General features: G+C 70.3%; 18 protein-coding genes. 13 read left to right on the top strand and 5 right to left on the bottom strand.

The window, feature by feature from the left end; genetic code table 11:
* Positions 1-9 precede the first annotated feature (9 nt).
* Positions 10-546 (bottom strand): hypothetical protein, encoded by a 537-nt coding sequence (locus AQI95_RS02115; protein ID WP_067116228.1) that lies wholly within the window; start codon positions 544-546, stop codon positions 10-12.
* Between the two features lie 316 nt (positions 547-862).
* Here AQI95_RS02115 and AQI95_RS02110 point away from each other — a divergent pair, with 316 nt between their 5' ends.
* The 13 genes from AQI95_RS02110 to AQI95_RS02050 all read left to right on the top strand — a co-directional run bounded on the left by AQI95_RS02110 (position 863) and on the right by AQI95_RS02050 (position 14,885).
* Entirely contained in the window at positions 863-2,491 is a 1,629-nt protein-coding gene (locus AQI95_RS02110) for a conjugal transfer protein (protein WP_079070988.1), read from the top strand.
* A 62-nt stretch (positions 2,492-2,553) separates the two neighbouring features.
* Complete coding sequence (locus AQI95_RS02105; protein WP_067116226.1) at positions 2,554-2,817, top strand: TrbC/VirB2 family protein; 264 nt, start codon at positions 2,554-2,556, stop codon at positions 2,815-2,817.
* 37 nt (positions 2,818-2,854) lie between these two features.
* Positions 2,855-3,340 carry a hypothetical protein gene (locus tag AQI95_RS02100; protein WP_244188592.1) on the top strand — a complete coding sequence of 162 codons (486 nt, stop codon included), beginning with the start codon at positions 2,855-2,857 and terminating at the stop codon, positions 3,338-3,340.
* A 53-nt stretch (positions 3,341-3,393) separates the two neighbouring features.
* Entirely contained in the window at positions 3,394-6,381 is a 2,988-nt protein-coding gene (locus tag AQI95_RS02095; RefSeq protein WP_067116223.1) for an ATP-binding protein, read from the top strand.
* 17 nt (positions 6,382-6,398) lie between these two features.
* A complete protein-coding gene (locus AQI95_RS02090) occupies positions 6,399-7,031 on the top strand; it encodes a hypothetical protein (protein WP_159056445.1) in 633 nt (210 codons plus the stop codon).
* Between the two features lie 17 nt (positions 7,032-7,048).
* Positions 7,049-7,660 (top strand): hypothetical protein, encoded by a 612-nt coding sequence (locus AQI95_RS02085; RefSeq protein WP_067116217.1) that lies wholly within the window; start codon positions 7,049-7,051, stop codon positions 7,658-7,660.
* A gap of 19 nt (positions 7,661-7,679) precedes the next feature.
* A complete protein-coding gene (locus tag AQI95_RS02080) occupies positions 7,680-9,860 on the top strand; it encodes a hypothetical protein (RefSeq protein WP_067116214.1) in 2,181 nt (726 codons plus the stop codon).
* Positions 9,861-9,908: 48 nt separating this feature from the next.
* Positions 9,909-10,538, top strand: a complete 630-nt coding sequence (locus tag AQI95_RS02075) for a hypothetical protein (RefSeq protein ID WP_067116211.1) — start codon at positions 9,909-9,911, stop codon at positions 10,536-10,538.
* 25 nt (positions 10,539-10,563) lie between these two features.
* The gene (locus AQI95_RS02070; RefSeq protein ID WP_067116208.1) at positions 10,564-11,187 is read left to right on the top strand and encodes a hypothetical protein; all 624 of its coding nucleotides are present in this window, start codon (positions 10,564-10,566) and stop codon (positions 11,185-11,187) included.
* Positions 11,184-12,332, top strand: a complete 1,149-nt coding sequence (locus AQI95_RS02065) for a hypothetical protein (protein WP_067116205.1) — start codon at positions 11,184-11,186, stop codon at positions 12,330-12,332. Before AQI95_RS02070 ends, AQI95_RS02065 begins: the two co-directional genes overlap by 4 nt.
* On the top strand, positions 12,329-13,006 hold the full coding sequence (locus AQI95_RS02060; protein WP_244188591.1) for a hypothetical protein: 678 nt from the start codon (positions 12,329-12,331) through the stop codon (positions 13,004-13,006). Before AQI95_RS02065 ends, AQI95_RS02060 begins: the two co-directional genes overlap by 4 nt.
* 127 nt (positions 13,007-13,133) lie before the next feature.
* Complete coding sequence (locus tag AQI95_RS02055) at positions 13,134-14,576, top strand: WhiB family transcriptional regulator (protein ID WP_244188590.1); 1,443 nt, start codon at positions 13,134-13,136, stop codon at positions 14,574-14,576.
* Between the two features lie 42 nt (positions 14,577-14,618).
* Complete coding sequence (locus tag AQI95_RS02050; RefSeq protein WP_067116201.1) at positions 14,619-14,885, top strand: hypothetical protein; 267 nt, start codon at positions 14,619-14,621, stop codon at positions 14,883-14,885.
* 82 nt (positions 14,886-14,967) lie between these two features.
* On the opposite strand, the gene AQI95_RS02045 is transcribed toward AQI95_RS02050, so the two are convergent.
* Genes AQI95_RS02045 through dnaK form a run of 4 tightly spaced genes read right to left on the bottom strand, consistent with a single transcriptional unit; the run spans position 14,968 to position 19,147 of the window.
* Positions 14,968-15,414 (bottom strand): heat shock protein transcriptional repressor HspR, encoded by a 447-nt coding sequence (locus AQI95_RS02045; protein ID WP_067116198.1) that lies wholly within the window; start codon positions 15,412-15,414, stop codon positions 14,968-14,970.
* Positions 15,415-15,419: 5 nt separating this feature from the next.
* Positions 15,420-16,595 (bottom strand): molecular chaperone DnaJ, encoded by a 1,176-nt coding sequence (dnaJ, locus tag AQI95_RS02040; RefSeq protein ID WP_067116196.1) that lies wholly within the window; start codon positions 16,593-16,595, stop codon positions 15,420-15,422.
* Positions 16,596-16,631: 36 nt separating this feature from the next.
* Complete coding sequence (gene grpE / locus AQI95_RS02035) at positions 16,632-17,303, bottom strand: nucleotide exchange factor GrpE (protein ID WP_067116193.1); 672 nt, start codon at positions 17,301-17,303, stop codon at positions 16,632-16,634.
* Positions 17,300-19,147 carry a molecular chaperone DnaK gene (gene dnaK / locus AQI95_RS02030; protein ID WP_067116191.1) on the bottom strand — a complete coding sequence of 616 codons (1,848 nt, stop codon included), beginning with the start codon at positions 19,145-19,147 and terminating at the stop codon, positions 17,300-17,302. Before dnaK ends, grpE begins: the two co-directional genes overlap by 4 nt.
* Between the last annotated feature and the right edge of the window lie 67 nt (positions 19,148-19,214).

Here is a 19,214-nt window from a genome sequence, read left to right as displayed (position 1 = left end):
CAGGTCAGGTCAGGTCAGGAAGATACCGAGCAACAACAGCACCACCACGATCGCGCCCATCACGATCCGAGCCGTCGGATCCTCGCGTTCCCACAGGTCGTGGACGACCGCCCAGCCGGTCACGCGCGCGGCACGACCGCTCTGGAAACGGACCGCCAGGCTCTGCTCCTCCTCGTCCGCCGCGTCCACCGCCTGCGCCTCCGGAGCGGGATCGGCGTCGAGGCCGACCGGCAGTCCCTGCTGCTCCTGCGCCACCAGCACCATCTGCTCCAGGAGTTCCGGAATGGTGTTCGGGGTGAGGGGATGAGCGAAGATCCCGTACGGCGTCTGCACGCACAGGCGGGCCTGCCACGGATTGCCCGGCTCGTAACCGTCCACCCAGGCGTGCTCGGCCGTGAACACCTGCGGGACCTGCGCAGCCTCGACGGCCTGCGCAACCACGGGGACCTGTGCGGCCGGTGGCGTGTGCCGGGCCTCGGGCACCTGCTGCGGTGCGCCCCAGGCGCGCGGGTCGGGCCGCTGCGGTAGCCCGTTGTGGTCGCTCAACTCTCGTCCTTCGCCGGGGTCGGTGTCGGTACCAGGTGCGGGTACGTCCGGCAGACGTGCCCCGCGCATTGTGAGCCGGGGCACGTCCCCTGCACCGAAGCCCTTTCCCCGCATGTCCCCGACACCTTTCCCAGCCCGTTTTCCCCGGGGCGGCCCGCCGGGAAATCCCCTACTCCCGCCGGGAAAAGCGACGACGGTCGGGCGCGGGGCTTTGCCACACTGCCAGCGCACCTGGCCGGGCCAGGGCCCGTCGTGCGGTGCGGTTCCGGCCCCGCCCAGGCGGACGGGAGACCGACTTGCTGGAGTGACCGACTCGATGACAGACCACAACGGGCAGCCCGGGTCCTTCGGTCCTCCACAGCAGCCGCAGCCCCAGGCGTGGTCGGCACAGGGAGGGCAACAAGCCCAGGGACAGCCCACCGCCCCGCAGCCGTCTCACCCCCAGCCTCAGCAACTGCCCACCGACGCGGCCCGGGCGCAGGTCGCCGCGGCCTGGGTGCGCAACGCGCCCCGGGCCGGACAGGCCGCTGTCCCCACGCTGCCCCCGCGTGAGACGCGTCCGCAGGGCGAGTCGAAGAAGGAGAAGCGCGAGCGGGAGCGGGCGGCGCGCAAGGCCGCGTACGAGCAGAAGAGGGCGGCGAAGGAACAGCGCAAGAAAGGCGATCCGGCGAAGGCGGCACCCGCCCCGGCGCCCGCCACACCCGCGCCCGCCCCCTCTCCCGCGGCCACCGCGGCGCCTTCCAGCACCGCGGCGCCTTCTGCCGCCCCGGTGGAGGCCGACGCTCCCGCGCCCACCCCCGCCCCCAAGGCGGGCACGGCGCCGGCCCGCCCTTCCCGCGACTTCGACGTGCCCCGGCCCGGCGGCCGGGGCAGCGGCGGCGGGCGCCGCACGCATGTCGCGCTGCGCGCCACCCTCCTCATCACCACGTGCGTCTTCGCGCTGGGCTCGTGCGGTGTGATGGGGCTGGTGATCGGCAAGTCGTCGCAGACCTCCACGGCCGGTCTCGACGCCGCCGACGCGGCCAAGTACCGGCTCACCGACTTTCCGACGCAACAGGCGGCGTCCTTCGCGGAGCAGTACGCCCTGGTGTGCATGACGTTCTCCCCGGGCAAGGCCACCGAGCGGCGCAAGGACCTCGCCCGGTACGCCTCCGCCGGTGTGGACCCTGACTGCGGCTGGAACGGCGAGGGAATCAGCACCGCCGTCTCCGCCACCTGGGACGGCACGGCCGAGGAGCTTCCCGAGTACGGGGCCAACGGCCGCTACATCGGTGTGGAAGTCCGGACGAGGAACGGCGAGCTCACCACACTCACCGTTCCCGTCTACGTGAAGGACCTCAAGACCGGCGAGGGCATGCGCGTGGCGGGTGACGTCGGCGAAATGCCGATGCCGGCCCGGGCGGACGCACCGGAGATCAGCAAGAAGGACGAAGTGGTGGACGACACCCTCTCGGCGCAGCTCCAGCACCAGGTGCTGCCGGGCTACTTCGAGGCCTGGGGCAAGTCCGACTCCACCGCCATGGCCCGGTTCACGGCGCCCCAAGCCACGACCTTCGCCACCTCCGGCCTGGACGGGCGGCTGAGCGCACCGAAGGTCGACACCGTCGAGGCACTGGTCCCCAAGAGCCTCCAGGGCACCGACTCGTACACCTACAAGGCCGGCCAGACCGTGGAGGTGCGGGCGGTCGTCGAGTGGAGCGACGGCACGTCGCGGACCATGCGCCGCGCGTACCGGCTGACGATCGTGAACACCGCCCAGGGCTGGTTCATCCAGGACATCCGCGGCGGGATGCTGGACGCGCAGGGCGGCCGGGCGGACGACGAGCGGAGCGGCCCGTCCGCCGATGAGCAGCCCGGCACCGAGGCCGACGGAAGCGCTTCGCCGTCCGCGACTGCCGGCACGGGCACGCAGTCGTCCAAGGGCCGACGGCCCAAGAAGTCCTGACTCCCGGCCGGCCGACCGACCGCATTCTCAGCACACCGAACGTCACATCGAGAGGAACCACCATGTATCTGGCCGCCAATGACGACATGACCGGGATGTTCAACCGGATCGAGGACATCCTTCGCAACGCGGGCACGATGGTCGCCGTCATCGCCCTCCTCATCCTCGGCATCCGCATGCTGCTGTCGATGAAGCGCGGTGACGGCATGCGCGAGGCCTTCCAGGGCTTCGGCATGATCGCGCTCGCCGCACTGATCATCGGTGGTGCCACCGGCCTCGCCTCTCTCCTCATCGGTCTCGGCAGCAACATCGGCAACGGCAACTGAACGGCGCCGAGCGCTCTGAGCAGAAGGGAGGTTCGCGGTGTTGACGCAGGAGGCACCTGAGCCACTGGTCGCGTACGACCACACCGACCTGGTGAACCGCCCGAAGCGGATCTGGAACTGGGGCAACATCCCGCTTCCGGGGCTGCTGCTGCCCGCGCTGGGCGCGGCCTTCGGCTTCGGCCTGGTGTGGCTCGTCACGCTGTTCACGGTGTCGGCCTTCATGCCCGTACTGGGCCTGTCGATGTGGACGTCGATCCTCTACTTCGGACCACCGTTCGCCGTCTACTTCGTCTGGGGCCGACCGCTGCCCTCGGCGCTCACTCTGAGCCAGCAACTGGTGGTGTGGGCCGACTACTGGTTCCAGCCGAAACGGCTGCAGGGGCTCGCCGCCGACCGTGAACCGGAGAACCTGCACTGGCAGGTCATCCTCTGGACCCCGGGGTCGCCGCGCTGGCAGGCGCGCTACGACGCCGCACGCCAGGCCGCCGCCGAACGCGGCACCGCGTTCTCACCGCGCCGCTGACCCATCGCCGGCCTCTCACTGTCCTACGTCAACTACCGCAGGGTGACTCCTCCATGTTCATGCTGATCCTTCTGGGCGCGGCGGCAGCCTTCTTCGTGGTCGCCGTGATCATGGCCGCGTCGTCGAGCAACAAGAAGCAGGGCCAGGGCGGCGGCCGGACACGGTCGTCCGCATCCGGTTCCAAGGGCTCCGGCTCGTCCTCCGCCCGCAGCGAGGACCTCCGTCTCCCCTACCGCTACGCCGACGACATGATCTTCGTGCACGGCGGCTCGGTGTGGACCGGCCTCGTCCTGCCCACCGCCATCGACGAGTACCTCAACGCCACCGAACTCCAGACGATGGCCGAGGGCCCGGCCCGGGGTCTGCTCAACCTGGCACGCGGTGACCGCAACGTCGAGTGTCACTACCGCAAGGTGTACCAGCCGATCACCGCGCTGACCTGGGCGGAGGAACTGAATGCCGTCGCCTGGGACCCGACGGAGAACTACAAGGCGTACAACCTGCGCAAGGCGGACTACCAAGAGCGCATCGGCGCCAAGCGGGAGCGCAACATCCTGCTGGTGAAGCTGGGTTCGCTGAAGCGCAGCAGCGGCGGTACCGGTGTCCTGTCCCAGGACGACGAGCCCTACGACGAGCCGGGGCTGCTCCAAGGGGTGCGCGGCGCGGCCGATCAGGCCGCCTCGGTCGCGACCGGCGTCGCGGACGAGCGCCTGTCCCCGTCCGTCCTCGCGGAGTGGACCCAGACCGCGGTCGAGGTGCACGAGAGCCTGGAGGGCCTCAAGGGCGCGCCGCTCACCCGCGAGGAGCTGGTCTGGCTGATCCGCAAGCCGCTCCACGGCGACCTGCCCGTGCCGCCGGAGCCGGTCCTGGGCTCGCGTGCCTGGGGCCCGGACCAGTTCGACCTGGTCGTCGACTTCTCCGGCGAGAACCGCAAGACGCACATCGTGCTGCACCAGTACGACGAGGTCACGGGCGAACAGCAGACCAGCTACACCACCACTCTGGTGGCCGCCAACTGGCCGGCCGAGACCCGCTTCCGCCAGTCGACCGCATGGGCCCGCTACGCCGCCCAGCACGTGGACTTCCCGGTCGAGATCGACATGCGGTTCACGCTCGTCCCGTACATGAAGTTCAAGGACCGCGCCGACAAGATCCGCGGCAACCTCGTCGACGAGATGAACGACATGGCCAACTCCGGCCGCGCGCCGGACACCAAGCTGGCCAGCCAGGTCACCCGCGCCCAGGAGCTCGTCGACGACATCGAGGAGCACAAGATGCCGGGCATGGAGGCGCAGATCCGCTTCACGATCTCAGCCCCCGACGTCAGGGAGCTGGAGCGCCGCCGCCGTGTCCTGGAGATGCAGTTCAAGCAGGACCTGAAGGTCACGCTGCTGCGTCCCACCCGCCAGCAGTGGCGCCTGCTGCAGTCCCAGCTGCCCGGTGACGCGCCCAAGCTGCCGATCGCCCCGTACCTGCGGCTGCAGGAGGTCGAGCAGCTCGGCGCCGGCCTGCCCACCGCGGGCACCGAGCTGGGCGACAACCCCGAGACCCGCTCCGGCAGGCGCCTGGGTTGGGTCGGCAACCTGGTCGGCTGGGCGGGCAAGATGCCGGTCCACTACTCGCTGCACGTGGGCCCGGCCCGCAACGACGGCGGTGGCCTCGCCATCGTCGGCGCATCGGGCGGTGGCAAGTCGTCTCTCGCCCTGCAGAAGTTCTACGAGGAGTCGGAGTCGGGCGTCCGCTGCCTCGTCATCGACCCCAAGACCGACTTCGCCCAGATGTGCTACTACCTGGCCTTCGGTTCCCAGGTGAACGACCCGGCGTTCGCGGCGGACGCGGAGGCCGGCGTCCTCGGCACGCCGCAGAGCGCGTTCCGGCCGATCAACCCCGGGTTCTGGGCTGAGACGGAAGTCGTCGACCTCCTCAAGGGCCAGGCGGGCGTGCTGGACCCGTGGGTGATCGCCCGTGACGTGCCCGCCGGCCGGCTCCTCGCCGAGTCGATGCTGCGCGGTTTCCTCGGAGACGAGGACTACCAGCGCGTACGGCTGCCCGTCATCGAGGGGATGGCCACGGTCGTCGGCCGCTACAACTCCGCGATACGCCAGGCGGTCGAGCAGGGCTGCTCCGCCCGCGACGCCGAGCAGCAGGTGCCCCGGCCGACGTTGTGGCAGGTGGTCGACGAGGTGGTGGCGGCCTACGATCACGCCGTCGCGACGGGAGACAGGGACGCGACGAAGGACCTGAAGCTCGCCCAGATGCTCCTGACCGAGTTGCGCACGCTGCCGTACGCACGCCTGTCGTTCGCGGAGCGCCCGCAGCCCCTGTCCAGCATGCGCAAGCGGCGTACGGTCATCACCCTCCGCGGCTTCCAGTCGCCGGCGGCGTCCGACCCGCGCAACTGGAACCCTGCGGAACGGCTGGCGGCGACGGCCCTGATGGCCGTCGTGGAGCTGGGCAGCCAGATGCTGGACGTCGGCTACGAGAAGAACCCGGTCACCGGCCAGATCGGTCTGCGCCCCAAGGCGCTCTTCGTGGACGAGGCGTACGTCGTCACGGCCACGGAGTCCGGCCGTGACCTGATGCGCAGAGCCCTGAAGCAGGGCCGTTCCTACCTGGCCGTCACCGTCCTGATCACCCAGCAGGCCATCGACCTGGTCCAGATCGAGGACTCCGAAGCCCGCAGCGGTGGCGCCAACCAGATCCACACGGTCTTCGCCTTCAAGCAGAAGTCGGCCCAGGAGGCCTCGCTGGTCGCCCCACTCCTCGGCCGCCCCGAGGACGACCCCAAGGTCATCGCCGCCCTCCAGGAACTCCGCACCGGTGTCTGCCTCCAGCGCGACGCCGACAAACGGGTCGGCACGGTCGCCGTCGACCTGGTCTTCAAGGAGATCCTCGCCGCGACGGACACCAACGGCACGACCCGCCCGACCCGGCAGGGGATCAACCCGCCGCTCAGCGTCTGGGACTGGACGTTCCTGCAGGAAGCGGAGGAGGACCCGGCGCAGCAGACTGCCGTGGCCGCGGACCCGGCAGCTGTATGACCCCCGACACCCGAAGGATGGCAAGCACCGTGCGCTCGCTGAAGTCCCTGCTCCCCACCGCCGTTTCGGTGGCCCTGCTGACGGCGCTGACCGGCTGCGGCGGCGGTTCCGACGGCCACGCACTGCCCAGCGCCAAGACGGTCGGGGACGTGCAGAAGTTCATCACCCGGGCGGGCCTGCCCTGCACCGCCCTCAGCAACGACCCCCTCGGCGCACCCGGAGCGCCGGCGGAGGGCTTCATCAGCCCGACCTACCACGGGTACAGCGGTGCGGACTTCAAGGAGGAGACCAAGGCGGACGCGGCCAAGTGGTCAGTGAAGGAGGGCGCCGCCTGCGGGAAGGACAACTCCGACGCCGGAGGCTGGGTCATCTACCTGACCAAGGACATGAAGACGTTCCAGCAGGCCTACCGGGACGACGTACGCAAGTCGGTACGGAGCAGCGAGTCTGATCCCACGCTGCGCCGCGGCACGTATCTCGTCGGCGCCGACTTCACGGTCGACCCCACCGCCTCCCTCCAGGACAACCCGCTCCTCCAGACGGACCTGCGGGTCCTGAACTGCTATCCCGACCTCAAGGTCCCCAGCGGCTACAGCGTGCAGCCCGCGCTCGTAGAGGGCTGTGTGCTGACCGACTACGTCCCCGAGTAAGGCAGAAGGACATCACCATGCGACTCCAGCGAGCACTGGCCGTAGGCGCTCTCCTCGTCATGTCGGCGTCGGTGGCCGCGTGCGGCAACGACGGCAAGGACGGCAGCGGCGCGATCGGCGGAATCGGCAACAGCGACGGTGACGGCAAGGCCAGCGGGGGCGGGGCCGCCAAGGGCGGACTCCCCTCGGCTTCCAGCATCGCCGACATCTCCGACTACCTCAACCAGCACGGGGCCTGCCTGGACCTGCAACCGGGCGACGAGTACGACGCCGGCAGCCTCGCGGGCCACGATCCGGCCTGGGACATCCCCGACGATCGGGGGGCCGCCGTCTGGGGCGTCAGGGAGCGTTACGTCTGCAGGGACAACTACGACGACTCCACCACGCTGGCCCTGGTGGACATGAAGAAGTTCCAGGGCGCTCTGAAGACCAGCGGTGTCACCTCAGGGGTCCTGGTCGGCCAGGACTTCCTGGTGGTTCCCGGTGGCTCCGAAACCGCCCAGGACCTGAAGACATCCGGCCTCAAGTACCTGACGTGCGACCCGAAGTTCACGATGCCCAGCGGCTACAAGAAGGAGCCCGCGCTGGTCGACGGGTGTGTCCTGACCAACTACTTCCGCCATCTCTGATCCGTCCGAAGGACATCGCATGCTGACCCACCCCCTGCGCAAGGCAGTCATCAGTACCGGTGTCGCCGCGCGCGCCATTCTGTTCGTGGTGCTCGGGGTGATCGCGCTGTCGCTCTCCGCGCCGCAGTCGGCCAACGCCCTCTTCAGCACGTGTGACTGGGTGGATCAGAGCATCAACCAGAGGGCGGACGTGCCGGGCGCCGGCGGGGAGAACATCTTCCCCGCGGTGAGGCAGTGGGACGGCTCGCGCGGCCTGGTCTCCGGGGCCGAGCCGATGCCGAAGACGGCCAAGGACTACACGCTCTACGAGATCGACGGCATGAGAGGGCTCAACTGGTCCGCCACTCAGCAGAGTCAGAGCGAGGCAAAGACCGGGCGCGACGGCGACCACGCCGACGACGACGAGTGCAGCATCCAGAACTCGATCACCAACACCGTCGCGCAGGCGATCTTCGACATCAGCAAGTTCGTCAGTCGCGCCGCGATCAGCCTCAAGGAGATCGCGTCCAACCCGAGCCCGCTCTCCGCGCTCTACAAGCACACCGTCGAGGGTCACGACAGCGTCGTCGACCGCTTGAACAACAGGGTGTTCAAGGTGGCCGTCCCCACCATGATCCTGCTCACCGGGCTCTGGGTGTTCGGCAAATGGCGCAAGGGCGACATGCGCGAGGTCTGGTCGGGCGTGGGATGGGCAGCGTTCGTCGTGATCGCGGTGTCGGCGTTCCTCGTCGACAACAACTACACGACCGTGGTCCAGAAGGCCGACTCGGGAATCGCGCAGGGCAACGCCGCACTGGCCGAGGCAGTGCTGTCCAGTGCGACGGGCGACATCAGTCCCCCCTGTGCCCTGCCGAGCGGCGCGCCCCAGCGCGGCATGCGCATATCCACCTGCGCCATGTACGACACCCTGGCGTTCCGGCCCTGGGCCATAGGCCAGTTCGGCGACTCGGGCAAGACGCCCATCCCGTACAAGGGCGACGCCTTCAAGTGCGATCTCGCAAAGACGTACTGCGACGACCTGCGTGTCAGGCAGGTCTCCGCCCAGTCGCTGAACAACTTCGAGCTCTACCCGAACGGGCAGAAAAAGATAGTCACGGACGGCGTGATGACGGACAAGGAGCACCAATACGGAGAGGTCCGCTACTACGTCGCCGGCCATGAGCCCCCCGACGTCTACGAAACGTGGAGCGGTGACAAGCCCGGCGCACGCGTCAGCATGGGTGTCTACGCCCTGGTCGCCTCTCTGATCGTCGGCATCATGGTCATGGTGCTCAGTGCTCTCACACTGCTGTGGCACGCGGTCACGCTGATCATGGTGATCCTGCTGCCCCTGGTCGCGACCATCGCGATCCACCCGACCCAGCAGAAGCTGCTCAGGGGCTGGTGGCAGACCTTCGTGCACAGCTTCGTGCTGCGCGCCGGATTCGGCGTGATCCTCACCATTCTGCTGCTCTTCTATCAGCTGATCCTCCCGCTCCCGGAGCCGCTGGGCGTGCAGCTGCTGATGCTCCTCCTGGTCACGATCGCCGTGGTGGTGCTGCTCAAGAACCTGCTGTCCGGGAAGTTCACGCCGCAGGTCGCGGGTGCGGAGGACGCGCTGGGCGTCGCGGATGCGGCGAACTCGGCCTTCGGCAAGGCGGCCGCCATGCCACCGGGCGTCGCGGCAGGCACGGCCAAGAGGTCCGGCCGTGTCGTGGCTTCCACGGCCAAGGGAGCCGCCTGGACCGCGGACCGTGTCGTCGCCAAGGGCCGGGGCCGCGACAAGCTCCAGCAGTGGGGCTGGCTCGGCCAGTCGAGGCGGGAGCAGCGGCAGACGGCCCAACAGCAGTCCGAGGCGGCGAAGATGGTCAACGAAGAAGTGCGGGAGCGCCGCGATGCGGCGGAACAGCAGGCGCCTCCGGCCTCCCCCACCCGAGGCCGACGTGTCAGTGGCTCCAGCGGTCAGAAGACCCTCCAGCCCACGGCAGCACAGCCGGAACCGCGCCAGCCCACCGCGCCGGCACAGTCGGGCTCGGCACAGTCGGGCTCGGCACAGCTGCAGAAGCACCAGCCGGCCGCATCCCGTCCCCGGCCCACTGCCGCCGAGCCGCCCGCCCCCCGGCTCCGGCCGACGCCCACCGAACCGCCGACGGTGCCCCGGCAGCCGACGTCCCCGACCCCGCCCCCACGAGACCCGCGCGGCCCCAACGGCCGCGTATAGAACCAGCTCTGCGCCTGTCCGCCAGTAATGATCCCGAGGAGCCACCCCATGCCCACCCTGACCGCCGACTGCAGCCCCGACCAGGTGGTCGAGGAACTGGAGCGGCTCATCGAGGTGGACTGGTCCACGGTGTGGGAGGGGTTCCCGGACGACGGGGAGAAGCGGACCGCCTGGTGCGCCGACCTGGGCTGGCGGGCGCTGTGGTTCGAGGCGGGCCAGTGGGTCCGCACGCCACAGGGCAGCCGCCTGCACCTCGCCTCGGTCGCCCCCGGCCGTCCGGTCACCCGGGTCGAGCACACCCTGTGGTCGGTCCGCGCGGGTGCGGCGGCGGAGAACGGCGCCGTGGCCGCCCTCGCGGCCGGACGGTGGCCCGCCTATCTCGGCGCCGTCCAGGCGGTGCTGAACATGCCCGCCTGGTCCGGTGACTGGGACACAGCCGGCTTTCCGGATCCACCCGGCACCGGCTACTGGAGCGACGCGGCATGGCGTGCGGAACACCAGGACCCCTACCGACTGGCGGTCTGGTCCTTCCGTACGCCGGGAGCACCACTGTTCGCACTGAAGGCGAGCCTCTCCGCGGGTACGGCGACGGGCTGGGGGCCCGGCAGTGCGACGATCTCCCTGGCCTGTCATGGGCCGACCGACCCCGGGAACGCCGGTCCCGGCTGGCAGCTGTGACGAACGACGAGACGAGAGACAGACCATGGGCCTCACATCAGGACGCCAGGACCGCACTCCGCAGGAGCTGGTCACCGAGCTGCGGGGACTGGCCGAGGTGGACTGGCCGACCATGTGGGCCGGCCCGCCGCTGCCGGGCCAGGGCCTGGACATGTGGTGCGCCCAGTACGGCTGGATACCACTGAGCTTCGAGCGCGTCCTTCAGGTACGGACCGACACGGGAGGCGAGTTCGTTCTCAGCGCCCCCGGCGGCAGCTGGGCGCCCGTGGACTCCGTCCGCCACTGGGTGTGGGGGGCCGGGGCCGAGACCGCCGAGGACAACCCTGCTGTGCTGGAGGCGGCGGACCATGCTTGGCCCGTGTACCTGACGGCCGCGTGCTCCGTTCTGGGGGAGCCGACGTGGGAGGGGTCCTGGAGCGCCGACGACTTTCCCGACAGGGTCTGCGGCCTGGACCTGGCCGACCCGGAGGACCGGCTCGACGAGCGGAACCCGTACCGACTGGCCTACTGGCTGCCCCGGTCGGGCACAGGACCGCTCGTCGTCATGGACATCGCCCTGGCGGTGGGAACAGCCCACAGCGAGTGGGACGGCGCCGCGAACCTGTCCGTGACCTTCCGTCCGCGCCCGATCGAGATGGGGGCAGTGTGAGCACGCCGACGATCCCGGAGAACATAGAAGACCTCGCCGTCCGGTTCGCCACCGAGGAGGCCGAGCGCGCCGCGTACGCCAGATCCCCCAAAGGCCGCAAGGCGATCGTCCGGCAACTGCGAGCGGAAGCCGGGGCCAAGGGCATGGAGGTCAAGGAGTACATCGAGGCCCTGACCAGGGACCCGGAAGGTGTGAAGCCTCCCGAGGGCACGGCACCCACCAGTGCCTTCTGGTCGTACGGCATCGAGCACCCGGACGTGCCCGCCAACAGCTGGAACCAGCACTTCCTCGACAACCGGTACATCGCCGAGGCCTGGGCCCGAACCCAGAACGCGCAGAGTCCTGGATCGGCGCAGACGCTGGAAACCACCGAGGGCGGTCGACGGCTCAACGCGATGTACCTGTGGGAACCAGAGGTCCTCAAGGCTCTCGGTGGAGCCGAGAAGGGCTTCACCGAGGACTGGACCCGCGAGTGCTGGGGCACCATCTCCGAGACCTACGCCGCCGAGGCGAAAGGTCCGGTCGTCGCCTTCGCCCAGTACGCCGACACCCGCTCGATCCTCTACAAGCGCGAACTCCCCACCCTCCACGCCAACCCCGACGTCGGCCTGGACCACATCAACTTCGCCTACGAAGCGCCTCAGACCTGGCCCGAGCAGACACGGACCGAAGTCGGCACCGACGCGGCCCGTGCGCAGCTTCAGTACAACGACCCCACGGCCGCGCACTACATAGACCCGCAGACGTACCCGGACCAGGACCCCGTGGAGCGCAGGGCCGGTCTCGAGTCGGAGTTCGCCTCGGTGGCGAACGAACGCGCCGAACGCGCGGCCGCGAAGAAGGCGGGACGGGCGACGAACCCGTCGGCCGAGCAGACCGAGGAACAGGCAACGGACCGGCCGACCGAGCAGACCGAGCAGACCGAGCAGACCGCGGAAGAGACGACCGAGGCAGAGGCCCCTGCGACCGTCGGGGCCAAGGAGCAGAAGGCCCCGGCACCGTCGGCCTCCGTCCCGTTGTGGCAGCTCGGTTTCACTCCCAGGCCCGTCGCCCTCGAGACGGGTTCCTCCGGCGCGGCGCCGGACTCGAAGGCGCCCCCGGCCCCGGGCCTGGAGCATCAGAGCACGAGAGCTGAGCTGGGATGAGTACGACACAGGCAAGCCGGAGGACTCAGCGGTGCGCCCGCGATGCCAAGGCGCCCCGCGGCCGGACGAGCGGTCTCCTGCCCGGTCTGCGCCGCCTCCTCCACCAGGACCGGGACGACCCCTGGGCCGTCCGTCTCCTGCCCCGTCTCGTGTTCGGCGTCGCCGTCGTCTACACCCTGTTCGCCATCGCCTCGCAGAGCCTCGCCTCCTTCGGCGCGATCTGTGCGCTGGCACTCGGCGGCGCGGTCATCTGGCTGCTCCGCCGCCGCACCCAGCTCCTGCTGGCACTCGGCACGACCACGCTCACCGTCGCATTCACCGGATACTTCTCCGCGATGGGCGACTTGGCCCGTACGAACACGAGCGCGACCGTCACCGGCCAAGCCGTCTTCGGCTACTGGGCCCTCACCGGCATGGCCCTCCTCGGCGCCTGGATGGTGAAGGAGCACCCGGGTCGGCGTGGGGTGACCGTGCTCCTCGCGGATGTGATCCTGGTCATCGCCTCGGTTGTCGGGATGTTCGCCCCGCAGGCCGGTGTTCCGCTGGGATTCCTCGGCGTCCTCGGGGTGTTGGCGCTCCGTGGCGGCACCGCGAAATCGCTGGTCGCCCGGCTGCGCCGAGTGGGGCGCGCGGGCCGATCCGGCACCAAGGCGCCGCAAGGCGCCGACAGTTGAGGGCATTGTGAACGTTTCGTCGCGTCACTGTCTCAGCCTGGTACGCAATTTAGAGATGCGTTGCACGGCTTTTACGCGGTGTTTTAGAGTCCCCCACGCTCAAAGATCACCACGGGGGACTTCACACATGCGCCTGGCACGTCCTGCGACGCTGCCCGCACTGCCCACGCCACGCGCGCGTGAGCGGCATCGGGGACCGTACACACCTGACGCTGCGCTGCCCTGCCGTCGCCGCCCGGACGTCTTCCAGCACCCGCTGCTGGAGAACGCGCCGGACGCCGCGGGAGTTCCGGGCGGCCCGCCCGAGCAGCGCCGCCAGCATCTCGTCCTGCTGCGCACCGCGAGCGACCTGTGCGCCTCGTGCCCGCTGTGGGCCGAGTGCCTCCAGGACGCGGTGGCCTACGCCGAGCCCTACGGCTACGCGGCGGCGACCACCCCCGACGACCGCCGCCGGATGCGCCGGGCCCTCGGCATCGGCGACGCCTGGGGCGATCTGCCGACCCGGGTCGCGGACGGTGCGGACGATCAGGCGCGGCGGCTGGCCCGGGTGCGCTCATATGCTGCCGAAACGTTCCTTCATCGCGCCGCCGCCCACGGCCCGGCCACCCTGGAGGAGATCCTCGACGCCTTCGACCGCCTCCAGGACGAACCACCGCGCGCCCCCGAGGAGCCGAGGCGCCCCGCGGCCGACCCGGGACAGCCGGCCCGCGAGCACACACGACCACCGAGACCACCACGACACCCCGGTACGACCGGGCACACGGAAAGCGGGAACGAGCACATGGCAGCGGCCGGGGCCGGGCAGCGGATCGCCTTCTCCTACGAGGATCCCGCCCAGGCCGTACGACAGGCGCTGCTCGGCCCGCTGGTGCGCACGACCCTGCCCGCGCTGGCCAGCCTGGAGCAGTTCGTCGCGATGCTCGTGTGCCTGCCCGGCAGCGAGGTGCGCCCGGAGTCGCTGGCGGAGGTCCGGGCCGTGCGCGCCGCCGTGGCCTCCCTCGTCCCCGCGGAGGACAGCGCCGACGCCGTCGCCTGGCCCCACCTGCTCAGCGGATCCATCTCGGTCGAACTCGCCACCAAGGACCCCGTGGCCGCACTGCGCCACGACGTCCTCCATCCGCTGCTGCGTGAACTGGCCGCCGGCCTCGGCAACATCGAGAAGGTGGCGACGATGCTGGCCGCCACGGTCGACGGCGACGACGACCTGCCAGCGACCATCCGCTCGGCCCTGCACAAGCTGCGCGCCCACCTGCCCCACCCGGCCGCGGACGACCCCGCCGCCCGTGACACGGGCACGGCCGCCGTGCCGGAGCCGCGCCGCCGTCCGCCGACCGCGCCCAGCATCCGCGCCGCCGTGGAGCGGGCGGTGAAGGCGTTCCCCGGCCCGTTCTCCGCCCGCGACGTACGACGCGCACTGCCGCCGGGCGTCTACGGCGACCCGTCCAAGACGATCAGCAACGTCCTGTCCGCCCTGGTCAAGTCGGGTCGCCTGCAACGGCTTTCGCGCGGCACCTACGCGCGGGCCGGGCACGGGGGCGCCGCCGACCCGGCCGCGCCGAGGATCGCCTGACTCATCTGCTGCCCGAGCCCGCCCGCACCTTCCGAGGATCCGATGACCGAACCGACGCCGACCCAGCCCGCCCCGAGCACCACCGCCGACGCCCAGGTCCACGTCTTCTCCCCCAACGCCGCGCTGGTCGACGGCGTCCCGGTCACCGCGCCGCCCTACGGCGACATCCAGGACGTCGTCCTGTCGATCCTGCAGGAACGCGCCCGGCAGCTCGGCGGCCCGACCCCGGCAGCCATCACGGACAACCGCTACGGCGGCTCCATCCGCCTGCTCGTCCACCCCGACGGCTCCACCGAGCAGTTGGACTGACGCCCCGCACGGAACACGGCGAGGGGCCGGGAGGATCGTTCCTCCCGGCCCCTCGCCGTGTTCCGTGCGGTCCTGCTGCCGTTCAGTCCTGCTGCCGCTTCGGTCGCCACACCACCAGCGCGCTGGTCTGCTGGACCTCCTGGTACGGGACCAGGTCGCGGCGGTAGGAGGCGTGGACGGCGGCCTCGCGCTGCTGCATCGCGGCCGCCGCGCCGTCCAGGGCCGACTCCAGCTCCGCGACGCGGGACTGCAGCGCGGCGACCTGGTTCTCCAGTTCGATGATCCGCTTGATGCCGGCCAGGTTGATGCCCTCGTCCTGCGACAACTGCTGCACCGTGCGGAGCAGTTCGATGTCACGGGCCGAGTAGCGGCGGCCCCGGCCCGCGGTGCGGTCCGGGGAGACCAGGCCCAGGCGGTCGTACTGGCGCAGCGTCTGCGGGTGGAGTCCGGAGAGCTGGGCCGCCACCGAGATGACGTAGACCGGGGTCTCCTCGGTCAGTTCATACGGGTTACGTCGACGGCCGTCCATCTCTCTCAGTCTCCCTTCGCCGCCTCGAACAGCTCTGCCCGCGGATCCTCGCCCGCGGTCGCCTCGCGATACGCCTCGAGTGCGTCACGAGCCTTCCCCGGCAGGTCCGTGGGAACACGCACCTCGACGGTGACCAGCAGATCGCCTCGGGTGCCGTCCTTGCGGACCGCGCCCTTGCCACGGGCGCGCATCGTGCGGCCGTTCGGCGTGCCGGGCGGCAGCTTGAGGGTGACGGGCGGACCGCCGAGGGTCGGCACCCGGACCTCGCCGCCGAGGGCCGCCTCGGGATACGTCACCGGCACGGTGACGGTGAGGTTGTCGCCCTTGCGCCCGAACACCGGGTGCTCGCCGACGTGCACGACCACATACAGATCGCCCGCCGGTCCGCCCCGCTCGCCGGGCGCGCCCTTGCCGCGCAGCCGGATCCGCTGCCCGTCGGTGACGCCCGCCGGGATGCGGACCTGCATCGTGCGCGAGGACTTCGCCCGGCCACTGCCGTTGCACTCCATGCAGGGGTGCTCGGCGATCAGGCCGCGGCCCTTGCAGTCGGGGCAGGGGTCGGTGAGCGAGAAGCCGCCGCCGGAGCCCCGCGCCACCTGCCCGGTGCCGACGCAGGTCGGGCACACACGCGGTGTGCCGTTCTTGTCGCCGGTGCCCGAGCAGGCCTTGCAGGGCGCCTGGGAGGACATCCTGAGCGGCACCGTGGCGCCCTCGATGGCCTCCGTGAAGCTCAGCGTGACCTCGGACTCGATGTCCTGGCCGCGCCTCGGCTGGGTGCGCGCGCCGGCGGTGCCGCCACGGTTGAACAGGCCCCCGAAGACGTCACCGATCCCGCCGCCGAAGCCTCCGCCCTGGGTGTTTCCGCCGGCGCCTCCGCCGAAGAGGTCACCCAGGTCGAAGTTGAAGGAGCCGCCGGCGCCCGGCCCGGGGCGGAAGCCACCGCTTCCGAACAGGGCGCGTGCCTCGTCGTACTCCTTGCGCTTCTTGGGGTCGCCGAGCACGTCGTTCGCCTCGGAGATCTCCTTGAAGCGCTCCTCGGCCTTGGCGTTGCCCTTGTTGGCGTCCGGGTGGAACTCGCGGGCGAGCTTCCGGTACGCCTTCTTGATCTCGGCCTCGGTGGCGTCCTTGGGAACGCCGAGGACCTTGTAGTAGTCCTTCTCGATGAAGTCCTTGGTGCTCATCCCCGACGTCCCTCCTTCCCCTTGAGTGTCTGCCCGTCAGCCCTCGTCCGGGCCACCGTTCTCCCCGTCGTCGACGGCACCGGCCTGCTTCGCCTCGGTGGTCTCCTCGGCGCCCTCGGCCTTGGCGGTCTGCGCGCCGGGCTGCGGCTCGGCGACGGCCACCCGCGCGGGGCGGATGGTGCGCTCGCCGAAGCGATACCCGGGTTGCAGGATGGCCACGCAGGTCGTCTCGGCGACGTCCGGCGCGTACGAGTGCATCAGGGCCTCGTGGATGGTCGGGTCGAAGGGCTCGCCCTCCTTGCCGAACTGCTGCAGGCCCATCTTGGCCGCGACGGTCTCCAGCGACTCGGCCACCGACTTGAAGCCGCCGACCAGTTCGCTGTGCTCCCGCGCGCGGCCGATGTCGTCGAGCACGGGCAGGAGCTCGGTCAGGAGGTTCGCGATGGCGATCTCCTTGACCGCGATCCGGTCGCGCTCGACCCGGCGGCGGTAGTTCTGGTACTCGGCCTGGAGGCGCTGGAGGTCCAGCGTGCGCTCGTTGAGCGCCGTGCGCACCTGGTCCAGCTGGGCCACCAGACCCGCGCTTGCGTTTGCGTCCCCGGCCGGGGCCGCCCCCTCCTCGGGGGCGGCCTTCGACTCGGCGTCGTCGGGGGTGGCGCCGGAGGGGACGTCGGGCTTCTCCTCGAAGCCCGGGGTCTCCTCCGTCACGCGGCACCGTCCTTGCGCTCGTCGTCGACGATCTCGGCGTCGACGACGTCGTCGTCAGCGGCCTTGGCGCCACCGGCGGCGGCACCCTCCGGGCCGCCGGCCTGCGGGGCCTGGGCGTCGGCGTACATGGCCTGGCCGAGCTTCTGGGAGACGGCCGCGACCTTCTCGGTGGCGGTGCGGATCTCGGCGGTGTCCTCGCCCTTGAGCTTCTCCTTCAGCTCGGCGACGGCGGCCTCGACCTCGGTCTTGATCTCGCCCGGGACCTTGTCCTCGTTGTCCTTGAGGAACTTCTCGGTCTGGTAGACGAGCTGCTCGCCCTGGTTGCGGCTCTCGGCGGCCTCGCGGCGGCGGTGGTCCTCCTCCGCGTACTGCTCGGCCTCCTGGCGCATCCGGTCGACCTCGTCCTTCGGCAGCGAGGAGCCGCCGGTGACGGTCATCTTCTGCTCCTTGCCCGTGCCCAGGTCCTTGGCGGTCACGTGCATGATGCCGTTGGCGTCGATGTCGAAGGAGACCTCGATCTGCGGGACGCCGCGCGGCGCCGGCGGCAGACCGGTCAGCTCGAACATGCCGAGCTTCTTGTTGTACGCCGCGATCTCGCGCTCGCCCTGGTAGACCTGGATCTGCACGGACGGCTGGTTGTCCTCGGCCGTCGTGAAGATCTCGGAACGCTTGGTCGGGATCGTGGTGTTGCGCTCGATCAGCTTGGTCATGATGCCGCCCTTGGTCTCGATACCGAGGGACAGCGGGGTGACGTCGAGCAGCAGGACGTCCTTGACCTCGCCCTTGAGGACACCGGCCTGGAGCGAGGCGCCGATGGCGACGACCTCGTCCGGGTTCACACCCTTGTTGGCCTCCTTGCCGCCGGTCAGCTCCTTGACGAGCTCGGCGACGGCGGGCATGCGGGTGGAGCCACCGACGAGGACGACGTGGTCGATCTCGTTGATGGAGATGCCGGCGTCCTTGATGACGTTGTGGAACGGCGTCTTGCAGCGCTCCAGCAGGTCGGCCGTCAGCTGCTGGAACTGAGCCCGGGTGAGCTTCTCGTCCAGGTGCAGCGGGCCCTCGGCGGACGCGGTGATGTACGGCAGGTTGATCGAGGTCTCGGTGGAGGAGGACAGCTCGATCTTGGCCTTCTCGGCGGCCTCACGGAGGCGCTGCAGGGCCATCTTGTCCTTGGACAGGTCCACGCCGTGGCCGGACTGGAACTGCTTGACCAGGTAGTCGACGACGCGCTGGTCCCAGTCGTCACCACCGAGGTGGTTGTCACCGTTGGTGGCCTTCACCTCGACGACGCCGTCGCCGATCTCCAGCAGGGACACGTCGAAGGTGCCGCCGCCGAGGTCGAAGACGAGGATGGTCTGGTCGTCCTTGTCGAGGCCGTAGGCCAGCGCGGCGGCGGTCGGCTCGTTGACGATGCGCAGGACGTTCAGACCGGCGATCTCGCCGGCCTCCTTCGTCGCCTGACGCTCGGAGTCGTTGAAGTAGGCCGGGACGGTGATGACCGCGTCCGTGACCTTCTCGCCCAGGTAGGACTCGGCGTCCCGCTTCAGCTTCTGCAGGATGAAGGCGCTCATCTGCTGCGGGTTGAACTGCTTCCCGTCGAGCTCGATCTTCCAGTCCGTGCCCATGTGGCGCTTCACGGAGCGGATGGTCCGGTCCACGTTCGTGACCGCCTGGCGCTTGGCGACCTCGCCGACGAGCACTTCGCCGTTCTTGGCGAAGGCGACGACGGACGGCGTGGTCCTGGCGCCCTCGGCGTTGGTGATGACGGTGGGCTCGCCGCCCTCCAGAACGCTGACGACGGAGTTAGTCGTGCCCAGGTCGATGCCGACCGCACGTGCCATTTTTGATTCCTCCAGCTGACTTGAGTGGAACGGACTCAAGTGTGCACGACTCCCACCGCTGGGTCAA

The sequence above is a fragment of the Streptomyces yokosukanensis genome (genome assembly GCF_001514035.1).
Classification (GTDB): domain Bacteria; phylum Actinomycetota; class Actinomycetes; order Streptomycetales; family Streptomycetaceae; genus Streptomyces; species Streptomyces yokosukanensis.
Note: the sequence above shows the minus strand (reverse complement) of the source record. Positions and strands in the feature narration are given on the sequence as shown.

Excerpts from the sequence above, each read along its gene's own strand:
- AQI95_RS02110 (WP_079070988.1), top strand. The coding sequence starts at position 863 with ATGACAGACCACAACGGGCAGCCCGGGTCCTTCGGTCCTCCACAGCAG.
- AQI95_RS02095 (WP_067116223.1), top strand. The coding sequence starts at position 3,394 with ATGTTCATGCTGATCCTTCTGGGCGCGGCGGCAGCCTTCTTCGTGGTC.
- AQI95_RS02085 (WP_067116217.1), top strand. The coding sequence starts at position 7,049 with ATGCGACTCCAGCGAGCACTGGCCGTAGGCGCTCTCCTCGTCATGTCG.
- dnaK (WP_067116191.1), bottom strand. The coding sequence starts at position 19,147 with ATGGCACGTGCGGTCGGCATCGACCTGGGCACGACTAACTCCGTCGTC.
- AQI95_RS02055 (WP_244188590.1), top strand. The coding sequence starts at position 13,134 with ATGCGCCTGGCACGTCCTGCGACGCTGCCCGCACTGCCCACGCCACGC.
- AQI95_RS02050 (WP_067116201.1), top strand. The coding sequence starts at position 14,619 with ATGACCGAACCGACGCCGACCCAGCCCGCCCCGAGCACCACCGCCGAC.
- AQI95_RS02090 (WP_159056445.1), top strand. The coding sequence starts at position 6,399 with ATGGCAAGCACCGTGCGCTCGCTGAAGTCCCTGCTCCCCACCGCCGTT.
- AQI95_RS02080 (WP_067116214.1), top strand. The coding sequence starts at position 7,680 with ATGCTGACCCACCCCCTGCGCAAGGCAGTCATCAGTACCGGTGTCGCC.
- AQI95_RS02075 (WP_067116211.1), top strand. The coding sequence starts at position 9,909 with ATGCCCACCCTGACCGCCGACTGCAGCCCCGACCAGGTGGTCGAGGAA.
- AQI95_RS02045 (WP_067116198.1), bottom strand. The coding sequence starts at position 15,414 with ATGGACGGCCGTCGACGTAACCCGTATGAACTGACCGAGGAGACCCCG.
- AQI95_RS02105 (WP_067116226.1), top strand. The coding sequence starts at position 2,554 with ATGTATCTGGCCGCCAATGACGACATGACCGGGATGTTCAACCGGATC.
- dnaJ (WP_067116196.1), bottom strand. The coding sequence starts at position 16,595 with ATGAGCACCAAGGACTTCATCGAGAAGGACTACTACAAGGTCCTCGGC.
- AQI95_RS02070 (WP_067116208.1), top strand. The coding sequence starts at position 10,564 with ATGGGCCTCACATCAGGACGCCAGGACCGCACTCCGCAGGAGCTGGTC.
- AQI95_RS02060 (WP_244188591.1), top strand. The coding sequence starts at position 12,329 with ATGAGTACGACACAGGCAAGCCGGAGGACTCAGCGGTGCGCCCGCGAT.